At 36.9% G+C, this 12,684-nt stretch carries 13 protein-coding genes; 5 read left to right on the top strand and 8 right to left on the bottom strand.

The annotated features are described in order from the left end of the window. Positions 1-7: 7 nt before the first annotated feature. From DLJ74_RS16760 to DLJ74_RS16740, 5 genes are all read right to left on the bottom strand, one after another. On the bottom strand, positions 8-1,276 hold the full coding sequence (locus DLJ74_RS16760; protein WP_109985313.1) for a TRAP transporter large permease: 1,269 nt from the start codon (positions 1,274-1,276) through the stop codon (positions 8-10). Positions 1,277-1,291: 15 nt separating this feature from the next. Continuing rightward, positions 1,292-1,792 (bottom strand): TRAP transporter small permease, encoded by a 501-nt coding sequence (locus tag DLJ74_RS16755; protein ID WP_054860283.1) that lies wholly within the window; start codon positions 1,790-1,792, stop codon positions 1,292-1,294. Positions 1,793-1,904: 112 nt separating this feature from the next. After that, positions 1,905-2,924, bottom strand: coding sequence for a TRAP transporter substrate-binding protein (locus tag DLJ74_RS16750; protein ID WP_109985312.1), 1,020 nt, complete (start codon positions 2,922-2,924; stop codon positions 1,905-1,907). Between the two features lie 22 nt (positions 2,925-2,946). Beyond that, positions 2,947-3,852: a dihydrodipicolinate synthase family protein gene (locus DLJ74_RS16745; protein ID WP_109985311.1), complete on the bottom strand. Its 906-nt coding sequence runs from the start codon at positions 3,850-3,852 to the stop codon at positions 2,947-2,949. 173 nt (positions 3,853-4,025) lie between these two features. Next, complete coding sequence (locus tag DLJ74_RS16740; RefSeq protein WP_109985310.1) at positions 4,026-5,027, bottom strand: LacI family DNA-binding transcriptional regulator; 1,002 nt, start codon at positions 5,025-5,027, stop codon at positions 4,026-4,028. Positions 5,028-5,545: 518 nt separating this feature from the next. On the opposite strand from DLJ74_RS16740, the gene DLJ74_RS16735 reads away from it, so the two are divergent. The 5 genes from DLJ74_RS16735 to DLJ74_RS16715 all read left to right on the top strand — a co-directional run bounded on the left by DLJ74_RS16735 (position 5,546) and on the right by DLJ74_RS16715 (position 10,195). Beyond that, positions 5,546-6,322 carry a MurR/RpiR family transcriptional regulator gene (locus DLJ74_RS16735; protein ID WP_109985309.1) on the top strand — a complete coding sequence of 259 codons (777 nt, stop codon included), beginning with the start codon at positions 5,546-5,548 and terminating at the stop codon, positions 6,320-6,322. 124 nt (positions 6,323-6,446) lie between these two features. Beyond that, on the top strand, positions 6,447-7,391 hold the full coding sequence (gene pfkB, locus DLJ74_RS16730; RefSeq protein WP_109985308.1) for a 1-phosphofructokinase: 945 nt from the start codon (positions 6,447-6,449) through the stop codon (positions 7,389-7,391). After that, positions 7,378-8,823 (top strand): PTS fructose transporter subunit IIC, encoded by a 1,446-nt coding sequence (locus DLJ74_RS16725; protein ID WP_109985307.1) that lies wholly within the window; start codon positions 7,378-7,380, stop codon positions 8,821-8,823. Before pfkB ends, DLJ74_RS16725 begins: the two co-directional genes overlap by 14 nt. Beyond that, complete coding sequence (locus tag DLJ74_RS16720; RefSeq protein WP_245902371.1) at positions 8,804-9,259, top strand: PTS sugar transporter subunit IIA; 456 nt, start codon at positions 8,804-8,806, stop codon at positions 9,257-9,259. Before DLJ74_RS16725 ends, DLJ74_RS16720 begins: the two co-directional genes overlap by 20 nt. A gap of 24 nt (positions 9,260-9,283) precedes the next feature. Continuing rightward, a complete protein-coding gene (locus DLJ74_RS16715) occupies positions 9,284-10,195 on the top strand; it encodes a class II fructose-bisphosphate aldolase (protein WP_109985306.1) in 912 nt (303 codons plus the stop codon). Between the two features lie 61 nt (positions 10,196-10,256). Here DLJ74_RS16715 and DLJ74_RS16710 read toward each other — a convergent pair whose 3' ends face one another. From DLJ74_RS16710 to DLJ74_RS16695, 3 genes are all read right to left on the bottom strand, one after another. Further along, a complete protein-coding gene (locus DLJ74_RS16710; protein WP_109985305.1) occupies positions 10,257-10,730 on the bottom strand; it encodes a GNAT family N-acetyltransferase in 474 nt (157 codons plus the stop codon). A 125-nt stretch (positions 10,731-10,855) separates the two neighbouring features. Beyond that, a complete protein-coding gene (locus DLJ74_RS16705) occupies positions 10,856-11,239 on the bottom strand; it encodes a VOC family protein (protein ID WP_109985304.1) in 384 nt (127 codons plus the stop codon). A gap of 554 nt (positions 11,240-11,793) precedes the next feature. Continuing rightward, a complete protein-coding gene (locus tag DLJ74_RS16695; protein ID WP_109985303.1) occupies positions 11,794-12,684 on the bottom strand; it encodes an ROK family protein in 891 nt (296 codons plus the stop codon).

Below are 12,684 nucleotides of genomic sequence, written 5' to 3'. Positions count from 1 at the left end.
TCCTTGATTAAGGTAATAATAGATTGATTTGCGGTAAAAAGGTTACGATCATAAGTGCTAATACCATTAAGAAAAACATCGGAACAATCGCTTTACTTAAATCCCATATAGATAACCGCGAAATACCAATCCCTACAAATAAACTCCCTCCTATTGGTGGTGTGATCAAGGCAATTGCTAGATTTACAACAAGAATAATACCAAAATGAATTGGATCGACACCGATCTCCAATGCAACAGGTAATAATATTGGAGTAAGAATAATAATAGAAGCAATGACATCCATGAAAGTACCAACAAATAAGAGGAAAAGATTGATTAAAATTAATAATATAATTGGATTATCTGAAATGCTTGTTATCGCAGACGCTACTATTTCAGGTATATTTTCAATAGATAGAATTCTCCCAAAAAATGTTGCCGTACCTGTAATAATTAAAATAACAGCTGTTGTTAATGCTGAATTTCTAAAGACATTGTATAATTTCTTTAGATCCAACTCCCGATACACAAACACACCAATAATCAAACCGTAAACTGTTGCAACAACAGCTGCTTCAGTTGGAGTAAACACCCCACCGTAAATACCACCAAGGATAATTACAGGCATAGCTAATGACCAAGCAGCCTCTTTGAATTCATTCCATAATCTCTGGAAAGAAAATGATTGAATATCCTTTTCATAGTTATGGAATTTTGCATAGAAGTAACTATACAAAATGAGCAATAACCCAACAATTAATCCAGGAATAATTCCTGCCATAAACATATCTCCAATAGAAGCCGAAGCTGAGACACCATAAATCACCATAGGAATACTTGGAGGAATGATTACACCGATTGTACCAGCTGCTACTATTATAGCTGTTGCAAATTTCTTATCATAACCTTGTTTAACCATCAGTGGGATAACCATTCCACCAATAGCTGCAACAGTAGCAGGACCTGATCCCGAAATCGCTGCAAAGAAGATACATGTAATAACTGTTGCAATAGCTAATCCTCCAGTAATATTGCCAACAAATATTTTCGCAAAATCAAATAGTCTCTTTGAAATACCACCTTGTCCCATTACTTCACCTGCTAGTATATAAAAGGGTATTGCCATTAAGGGAAAGGAATCGGCTGATGTCACTAACCCTTGCACTAAATATTGGGGCGATACCGAACCACTGTAAAAAATGGTAACTAGACAAGCTAATCCAAGTGAAAATCCGATTGGAACTCTTACAATCATAAAAAAAATAAACGAAACAAATAAAAGTAAAGCAGTCATTTCTTATCCCCCCTTTTAGAACAAATCCTCTTGCAGTTCTGTAACATCTCCATTCTTGAATACATATACCATGTTTTGAATCACTCTTAGGATAGTCAAAGCCATCCCAACTGGAACAGATAGATAAACATAAGCCATATTGATTCTCATCGCTGCACTTTTTTGTCCAAAACTCACAATTTGTTCAATCATGAAATAACTATAATAAATGACTACGATTGCAAAAATTCCAACTAATATATAAGAAGCAACAAGCATTACTTTCTTAACTGGAATTGGTACAATGTCATAAACAACATCTAAGCATATATGTCTTGACCTTTTTACACCATAAGCAATGCCAATATAAATAAGCCAAATAAAGCAATATCTTGCTAATTCTTCAGACCATGCCAAAGAATTATCAAAGATAAAACGCATACAAATTTGCAATGTAATAGAAGACAAGGACACTACAAGTAACAGAACTAGCATCCATTCTTCAATGTGTTGGTTTAATTTCTTCATTATGGTCATGTTTAGACCTCCTACTTAGACTTGCATGATATCATTTGTTATTTTCTATCCTCATACACACTATTTTTTACTAAGGGATAGGAAGATGTTACAATCCTCCCTCCCTGACTTACTATTTATTACGAGAAGCGCCTAAGAATGTATCCACTACTTCGGCACCGATCTGATCTTTGAATTCTTCATAAACAGGTAATGTGATTTCTTGCATCTCTTCCAATTGCTCCTGTGAAAACTCATACACTTCCATACCCTGCTCTTCTAATTCTTGTCTAGCTGTTACTTCTTCCTCTTGTGCTAATTCACGGTTATGTTCAATAGCTGCTTGAATAGCATTATCGAAAATAGTTCGTAGGTCATCTGGAAGACTATCATAGAATTCTTTGTTGGTAATAATAACATTAGGTGCATATACATGGTTCGTTACGGTCAAGTAGTCTTGTACTTCAAAAAATTTATTAGCAAGAATAAGTCCAAATGGATTTTCTTGTCCATCCACTGTACCTTGTTGTAATGCGGAATATAATTCGCCAAAAGCCATAGGAGTTGGATTAGCCCCAAGCAATTCCCATGCTCTTATATGTGTTTGGTTTTGCATTGTTCGAATCGATAATCCTTCAAAATCCTCAACAGATTCAATTGGCTGAACATTATTAGTAACATTTCTGAATCCGTTTTCGAAATAACCAAGCCCTTTAAAACCTGAACTCTCTAAACCATCTAATATCATTTGACCAGGTTCCCCGTCTAACACTTCATATGCTATTTCACGATTAGTGAATAAAAATGGCATGTCCAAAATGGCTACAGACTCGTTAAATCCTCCAAGTGCTGCAGGTGAAGGTGATGCTAAATGCACTTCCCCCATTTGCATTGCTTCAATAATTTCTCTATCTTCTCCAAGTTCACCAGCTACATTCAAATCTACCTTAAATCTTCCATCCGATTTTTCCTCAAGTTCTTCTTTTATAAAGTTAAAGGTTTTAGTTAAAGAATGTTCTGGCCCTACAGCTCCACCAGCTATTCTAACTGTATATTGCTCTTTGTCACTATCTCCACTAGATTTATTAGCGCCACATCCAACAATCATCAACACTAAGCCCATTAATAACAAACCTTGCAATATTTTTTTCATTTTTACCCCTCTTTCTTTTTAACTAGTTTAATGTTAGGAACTCATTATCAATTTGTTCTAATTCTTTCTTTAATTGTGTAAAATCTTTGTCCTCGATATCAAGATGAGGAGCCTTCATCACACCAGCATCTATGCCTCGTAATTGCAACGCTTTTTTGAAGTAAGACATGTTACTACCATTTTTCAATGCATCACAATATTTAGTTGCGACTCGCTGTATTTTTTTCGCCTTTTCGAGTTCTCCATTCTTAAAAGCATCATAGAGTGCCACAAACGGTTCAGGATACACTCCTGAAATTCCTGATACTGTACCTTCACAACCTAATGCTAAAGCAGGTAAAAACAGATGATCTGGTCCAAAGACAACATCAAAGTCACCATTATTTACTTCTAAATACTTACTTGTCAGAGTAAAATCAGGATAACTATATTTAATTCCAATAATGTTTTTACACTGTGCCACGATTTTCTTAACTATTTCAATATTTAATTCATTAGCTGCACATTGTGGAATACTATACAAATAAATTGGAAAATCTTCTGGTAAACTTTTTGAAATTTTGACATAGAACTCCTCTGTTTCTCGGTTATTTACACTGAAATAAATTGGAGTGACAACACCTATCCCATCTGCACCAATATTATGTGCATGTTGTGCTAATTCCAAAATATTTTCGAAATGAATATCACCAACGTGAATATATACGGTTACTCTATTTTTCGCTGTTTTGACTACTGTTTCTGCGATTGCCTTTCGTTCTTCGACAGTTAGTTTCAGCATTTCTCCTGTTGTTCCAAGAGGATATAAACAATGCACTCCTTTTTCAATTAGAAACTCTGTTAAATTTGCCAATTTCTCAAGGTTAACGCTTCCATCTTTGTTAAATGGGGTTACCATCGCAGTTGTTACACCATATAGTTTTTTCATTCAAATTCTCCCTCTATTGTTTGTCAATTTTCTGTCTTGATAACTTATTCCTGCTCGTCTAGTAGGGTAAATCACCTCCTTAATAAGAATATGTTTACATTCATACCTTAAAGTTTAGCTAAAACGTTATAGCTTTTAAGACAAAAAACTAGCAACTTGCTAGTTTGTCGCAATTAGCAACTTTTTCTTTCGATTATTTTTGTTTCAAATCTTTCATTGCTTGGTGTCGAAATTGTTTGATTAATTTGTCCCATTAACTGTTTTACGCAAGCATTTGCCATTTCTTCTACAGGTAAATGTACGGTCGTTAGTGCTGGTGTCGTAAATGGTGTTTGCTCATCATTATCATGGCCAATGATCTTCAAGTCGTCTGGTATACGTACACCATACTCATGACATGCACTGATTGCACCTACCGCCATTGGATCACTTAGGAAAAAAAGTGCTTCAGGTAGTGGGTATGAAGCTTTTATTAATGCTTCCATAGCTTCATAGCCGCCTTTTTCACTGAAGTCACCATTTTTAATTATCGTATTATCCATCCCTAACGTCTCTATGCCTTCTATAAATCCTTGGCTTCTTCGTGCAACAGCCTGTGACGATAGGTTCGGTATAACCATTCCTACTTTCTTTATGCCTTTTATGTGTAGAAAGCTGGCAACATCTAAACCTGTTTTTTTACTATCAACATTTACAGTACTATACTTGTCAGAATGCCTTTGGTATAAAACAATTGGAACCTTAAGATTCGCATTATCTAAATATTGCAAATCCTTGTCTGATGCATTTGCAATAATAGCACCATTATATTTATTTCCTGTTCGTAAGCTTTCTAGCTCACTCAGTTTTCCATTTTCATAAGGCTGTATTAATATTTCAAACTGGTTGCTTTTAAATAATGTCTTATGTTGAAGACCTTGAAGGAACCTACTTATTAATGATGCTCTTGTGTCCAATGTCCATAAAATCGTGATAAAAGGGATATTAATTGCTTCACTATTTCTTAAACGCCTTGCTGATATACTGGGGAGATAACCTAAATCTTTTGCGATTTTAAGTATTTTTTCCTGCGTTTTTATCGATATCCTCATTTGATCACCTTTTCCATTCAGAACAAAGGAAACGGTACCTGGTGAAACTTTAGCTTTTTCAGCTATTTCTCGTATTGTAGCCATCTTACGTATCTCCCAAAAATATTTTAGATTTCTTGCTAAATCGTTATAGCATTCTTTCTGTCTATCAATTTACTATATCTTTTTTGCTTTGTCAACGCTTCCAAGATAATTTTTTTGAGATACCAGAATTAGGTACAATTACTTTCTATTTTAGATTGCAAATAAACAACTTCTATTATTTATTCCTATACTTTTTATTATGGACGATAAAGATAATTTGAACGATTTTATTGTATAGCATCCCCAAAAATATTTTGTGCATTATTTTTACAAAGTAAGCTACCATCAATGGGGTGTTTTCTTTATCCCCTCCTGATTTGTTAGAGAAACCTATCAGGATGTTTAACATCTGTATTTCTTGAAGACACTTTCTTTGGACCTCTAGAATCTTGAGTGAAGGTCTTACAGACGCTTAGTCTCTACGATAAATAAATTTTGCCTATTTGCTTCCATTCTCCCGTCTAACATGATTCAATAAGAGATAGAACATCCCATTTACAACTAAAGGGGGCAAACGGATGAGCAATATACTATTCGATATTCCAGCCAATACCTATAAAACATTGAGCGAAACAGAAAAATATTTACTAGAATATATTCACAATCATCTAGATGAGATCTCTTCTATGTCGATCGTCAAGCTTAGCGAACATGCGAATGTATCCACTGCCACGATTGTTCGATTAATGAAAAAAATTGGGTATGATGGCTACACTTCCTTTAAATATAGCCTGAAAGAAAAAGTAAAACTTTCTGATGAGAATAATGAAATGGAAAATATCGATCAAAAAATTAAACAAGCCATCCAAAAAAATGAGCATGAAGTAAGCAAGACGATACAATTACAAAGTATTGGACAAATTGAAGATGCCGTTCAAAAGATCCATGATGCGGAGAAAATTTTCGTATTTGGTCGTGGGTTCTCTGAAATGATTGCAAAGGAAATGACGATCAAACTACAGCTGATGGGGAAAAATTGTGAGGAACATACTGACCCGAATATCATTCGAATTAAATCAAGAAGCATCCAAGCCAATGAAATAGCTATCTTTGTTTCTCTAAATGGCGAAACAGAGGAACTAGTAGAGGCTTGTAAAAACTTAAATATTAGACAAATTACCACCATCACCCTCACGACAAGAATGGAATCAAGTCTCGGACAGATGTCAGAAATGACGTTTGTTGGCTATAAAGGAACCCAGTCCTATTTTCCAGATTATGAAGTCCGTTCTCGTCTACCTTTGAGTGTTATTTCCAGAATATTATTAGACGCATATGCAATACGAATGCTATAAAGCTTGGCAAATACGCCAAGTTTTTTTCTTTTACAACAAGCGAAAACCTTTACATATCCTGAAAACATTTACAACATATCCTGTGCCATAATGAAATTAACAAGACAACAAGGTAGGTGAGCACATGATATATACACTAACACCAAACCCAGCCATAGATCTCTATGTAGGATTAGACCAATTAACCCCTGAAGTTGTGAATCGGACATATGAAGAAGATTATCAGCCAAATGGGAAAGCGATTAATGTATCGATTATGCTGAGCAAGCTAGGAATTACCAATACGGCCATGGGCTTTATCGGTGGATTCTCTGGAAAATTTATTGAACAAGAATTAAAGAAATTGTCGATTCACACATCCATGGTCGATGTCGAGGGCATTACGAGAATAAATGTATTCGCTAATGCAGATCGAGAATACAAAATTGTGAATAAAGGACCACTAATATCCAAAGAAAAAAAGGCAGAGATGACTGAAAAAATTGAACAAATACCAGCAAATAGCACACTATTCGTCTCAGGTAGCTTACCGAGAGGAATCCAGGATGAGTTTTACATTCATCTCGCAAAAATATGTCACCACAAAAAAATTAAGTTGATTTTAGATATTAGTTCCCATGCTTTACTAGAATGCTTGAAATACAAACCATTTCTAATCAAACCGAATGAGGACGAGCTAGCATCTTTCTTTCAATTATCAACAGCTGATCTTTACTCAGAAAAAATCATCGAGCTAAGTCAAGAACTTTTAGACAGGGGAGCTCAGCAAGTACTCGTTTCACGAGGGGAAAAAGGAGCGATCTATACTTCTCCTCACCACACGTTAAAAGTGAGTTCCGCAAACGGACAAGTAGTAAATACGGCTTGTGCTGGGGATGCTATGCTAAGTACTTTCATTGGAAAATTAGAACAAAATCACTCACTGGAAGACGCGTTAATCTATTCCTCTGCTGCAGGAGCAGCTACAGCTTTTAGTAAAGGACTTTGTAGCCTTTCACATATTCAAGCACTTATTCCAGCTATTCAATTAGAGAAAATAAAGGAGGAGAGTTTTGATGGCACCTATTAAAATTGTTGCAGCAACAGGTTGTCCCACAGGTATAGCACATACCTTTATGGCAGAAGAAGCATTGAAGAAAGCCGCAAGCAAGCTTGGAGTAGAAATTAAGGTAGAAACACATGGACAAGTTGGGGTAGAAAATGAACTTACCAAAAAAGATATTGCTGAAGCGGATGGCGTTATTCTTGCAGCGGACAAAGATGTGTATGCCTACCGTTTCCATGGAAAGCCAACCGTAGAAGTATCTGTCGCAAAAGGAATACATGAAGCAGAAGAGCTCATTCAAACCATCATTGATGGAAAAGCAACAGTATATAAAGCGAAGAAAAGTGACACTTCTGATGAGGAAGAGAAAGAAGCATCAGAAAAAGGTAATAATAATTTTGCTCATTCTATTTACAAGCACCTCATGAACGGTGTCTCTCATATGCTTCCATTTGTGGTTGGAGGCGGGGTCCTAATTGCCATATCCTTTTTATTTGGAATCCATTCCGCTAATCCAGATCATGAAAGCTATCATCCGATCGCAGCCATGTTAAATGATATTGGAAGTCTTGGCTTTCAAATGATGGTACCGATCTTGGCTGCCTTTATCGCGGAATCGATTGCCAAAAGACCAGGGATGGTCGTTGGTTTTATCGGTGGGCTAATAGCAAGTAATGGGGGAGCCGGATTTTTAGGCGGTATTGCAGCTGGTTTCATCGGTGGCTTCATTATCGTATTACTCGGTAAACTACTTGAAAAAATGCCGAAATCACTCAATGGATTAAAATCGATCTTTTTATATCCTTTAATTGGTATCCTGTTCGTCGGTGTGATCATGACATTGTTAGTAGAGCCAATGACCGCAATTAATGAAGGTATGATCTCTTTCTTAAGTAATTTCCAGAATGCCAACCCTATTCTACTCGGTATCATTGTGGGCTCCATGAGTGCCTTCGATATGGGTGGACCAGTTAATAAAGCTGCTTATGTAACAGGCACTGCTTTACTAGGCGAAGGAAATTATTACTTTATGGCAGGCGTTTCTGCTGCGTGTATTACGCCACCGCTGATTACAGCATTTGCCACATTATTTTTCAAAAAATACTTTAACCAAGCAGAGCGCAATGCCGGTGGAGTCAACTTTATCCTTGGATCCACTCACATTACAGAAGGAGCGATTCCATTTGCAGCAAAGAATCCAATTGTGGTCATTCCCATCTTAATGATTGGCTCTTCTGTATCAGCTATTTTGACCTATATGATGAAAATCCAAGTGCCAGCACCACATGGTGGATTCCTCGTATTACCTGTTGTGACGGGTGCAATACAATGGATAATCGCTATATTAATCGGCTCACTAGTTGGAGCATTCCTCTACGGCTTCTATAAGAAACGTAGTTATTCAAAAGATCAACAATCGAAAGGAAGTGAAAACGATGGACAGCAAATTGCTTAATAAAGATCAAATCAAAATAAAACAACCGCTTACGACACAGAAGGAAGTATTCCAACAGATTGCAGCAATCGCTGTAGATCAAGGAATCACATCTGACCCTGATGAAGTTATTGATGGATTATTGAAGCGTGAGCAAGAAGGTACAACGGGCTTTCAAGACGGATTTGCGATTCCTCATGTACAGGTAGATGCGATTAAACGCCCAGCTATCATCATCGTATCTTCGAATTCTGGAGTAGAATGGAACGCACTAGATGGAAAGCCTGCATCCTTTTTCATCTCGCTATTAGTTCCCAAAAAGGAAGCAGGTACTACTCATCTTCAAGCACTTGCCTCTATTTCGAGAATGTTGATTCACAAAGAAAAACGTGAAGTGCTCGCAAGTGCCGAAAACACGACAACCGTAATGGAAGAGCTCGCAGGGGCGTTCGCATAAAATTTCACTTAAGGAGAGATTCAAATGACACTCGTATCATCCACACCAATGCTAAAAGAAGCGAGAAAATCTGGTTATGGAATCGTCGCTTTTAATATCCACTCATTCGATATGCTTTACTCGGTCGCAGAAGCAGCAGCAGAGCTTGATGCACCAGTCATTATTCAAACAACTGTTGGCACTGTGCAAAATCTAGGACCAGATAGTATTGTAAAAACAGCACGTGCTGCTGCAGAAAAATTTCATGTTCCAATGGCACTTCATTTGGACCATTGCACGGATTTAGATGTTATCATCCAATGTATTCGCGCAGGCTACACCTCTGTCATGATTGATGCTTCGATGCATCCATTTGAAGAAAATATCCGACTTACCAATCAAGTAATGGATATTGCCAAATATATCGATGTGAATGTTGAGGCAGAACTAGGGAAAGTTGGTGGTGTAGAAGATAATATCGTTGTCTCCGATAAAGATGCTGAAAAGGCGGTACCAGCTGAATGTAAAGAATTTATAGAACGGACCAGTGTACCAACCTTAGCACCAGCCATTGGAACAGCACACGGAATTTACAGTGGTGATCCCGATATCGACTTTGACCGTATAGCGGAAATCGCCAGCCTTGTCGATGAACCACTTGTTCTACATGGTGGATCTGCTATACCTGAAGATGATGTAAAGCAATGTATAGCATTAGGGATGGCAAAAATGAATGTCTCAACAGAATTAAAAAATGCCTACTCAGAAGCGATTAAAGAACACTTTCTAGAAGCACCAGATTCATTGGATCCTAGAAAGTATCTAGCAAAAGCCAAAGATGTTGCGAAAGAACTCGCAAAAAGTAAAATGATCTTAGTAGGTTGTGCCGGAAAAGCACCTGAGATAAAGGAAAAGGCATATTCGAATGAGTATAAATTAGATTCATTACAGGTTTAAGTGGTAAGGGGTGTCCAGAGATATTCGTCTGGGTACCCCTTAATTTTTGAATTCTAGTTTTTTAGTTGAGGGTGAGAATAAACTCTTCAATATCCTTGCCACGCGCGTTTGCATATCCGCTATCTTCACCCGAAATCATGAAACCACATCGTTTTAAAACCTTTATGGATCCAGTATTGTCTTTTGCTGCACGAGCATAAAGTGGACGAATGGTTATTTTTTTTAGAAATTCCCGTAAAGCTTTGGTTGCGATTCCCTTTCCCCAGTATTCCTTTCCAATCCAATAGGTTACTTCTGGTTCTCCAAACTGCTCAAAGTGTACAAGATGGCCAACAACGGTGTTCTCAACGAGAATCGTTTGCTTAATAATATTCTTATTCGTAAGTATTTTGTTCCAGTGTTCAGTAAAGCTATTCCAATCATTAGGGTCCTTACTTGTAAAGGCGGCCATTTGGTTTGCCTCACTGTCCTGCTGATGTTTAAAAAAAATAGGAAGGTCATCCTCTATCACATTCCGAAGCACTAAATTGCTCATTACACTCCCCCTCTGTCGTTTACTTCATTTTGAAAAACAAACGATATATTTTTATCCAATACTTATTCGGTTCTTACGCCCTTCAATAGAGAAAACAATAAAGTACACTAGTAAACAAGGAAACCTTATATTTGGCTAAGTGCACAGATAGAACCAACTGGATATTCTATGACAGCATAACTGCCTCTCCCTACACTTTGAGGCTCAGTGAGTACTTTGCCCCCAAGATTTCTACACTCTTCAAGACTTGCTGCTAAATCATTGACTCCAAAATAAACAAGCCAGACTGAGGGAAGTTCAGCAAGGCTTCCAGCTCTTTGACAAATACCCGCCACTGGTTGCCCATCGGAAGTTGTCATAAAATAGTCGGTAGAGTCTCCTCTTTTGTATTCACTATGTTCCCATCCGATAACTTTCTTGTAGAAATCGCGTACCTCCTCTGATTGGTTAACAGTTACATCAGCAGAAATAATCGTACCAGGTTGGGGGTTATTTTGATCTTCATTCATTAATAAACCTCCTCTTTATAATTCCATTATAATTTAACACATACGACTCCAAAAGATTTCTTCTCGATTGCTCAAAATCTTTTTTCTCCACTATTTGGCCCGTTGTTTTATAAGACGTTTTTTCAGTTTGAAAGAGATTTAATGGTAGTAAGGACGAAGGAAGGTCTTAAAAGTGCTAGAGCACTTGGAAGGAAAGGCGGAAGACCAATGGTAAAAAAAGTAATATAAAAAGGTGATGAATCTTTATCACACAGGATATTAATCGAGCAACATTGTATAGGTGTTTAAATAATAATAAATTAATAGAGTGCTTGAGCTAAAGATTCGCTCATTTTGTTCCAATATCCTATTATATCCGACAACTCACGCTAGGGATTCATTCATTTTGTCCAATATCTTATTATATCGGACAACTCAAGCCAGAGATTCATTCATTTTGTTCAATATCCAAAAAGATACTTCCTGCGAGAATGCATCTCTCCATTATGGAACCCGACTTAGATATCATAAAAACTACCCTCCAAAAGTAAGGAGGGTAGTCCACCAACCGACCTTCATATAGCATCCTTGGGTGCTTGCGATTCTTTTAAAAAAGGATAAATCGCACCATACAATGCCGCATGATTGTGTAAAGTAGCCATCCTTACTTTTGTTTTCAGGAAATTCTCTGGTAAATAGTAGGGTATTTCTTTCTGAATAAAATCTAAGAGATAATCACCTTGCTGAGAAATTCCCCCACCAATTACGATATATTTTGGATCATAAAGCAATATAATTTGCGCTAGTCCATTCGCTATTTCCTTTGCCCAGTTATGAATGATAGTTAAGCATTCATGACACCCCAATTTTGCACGTTCAAATAACGTTTCTGGTGTAACTGTATCATCAAGAGATTCCTTTATTTTTGAGATTAATGCATTGGTAGAAGCTCTGGACTCATAGTTTGTGCTTGTAGCTGGATCATATAATAAATAGCCAACAGAATTCGCTTGTTGAAATGCACCATCTATCAATTGATGATTATAGTAAGCTCCACCAATTCCAGTGCCAATAGTGATGCAAAAAATATTATTTTTATCTATCATGGAGCCTTTCCATTTTTCCCCCAATAATGCGGCATTCACGTCATTCTCAACAACTACTGGTACGCTGAATTTCTCGATTAAAGGTTGCTTCCATTCCATCCCTTTATAGAAGGGTAATGTTGGTCCTGCATAAACAATCTTTCCAAGGGCTCTATCCACAATACCAGCAGTACTAATTCCAATTCCAGATATGTTGTATTTTTCCCTTATCTCTTTAATAATTTGTTCTATTTGTTGAAATAAAGCTCGTTTACTAGTTGTTTTGGTTTGCTTCTTCCGGTGATCTGTTAACACTAGGTTCTCATTTAAAATGGCGTACTTAATATACGTTCCACCTATATCGATCGATAAATATTTCAT

Origin of the sequence: Gracilibacillus dipsosauri (assembly GCF_003176895.1) — a bacterium.
Classification (GTDB): domain Bacteria; phylum Bacillota; class Bacilli; order Bacillales; family Amphibacillaceae; genus Gracilibacillus; species Gracilibacillus dipsosauri.
Note: the sequence above shows the minus strand (reverse complement) of the source record. Positions and strands in the feature narration are given on the sequence as shown.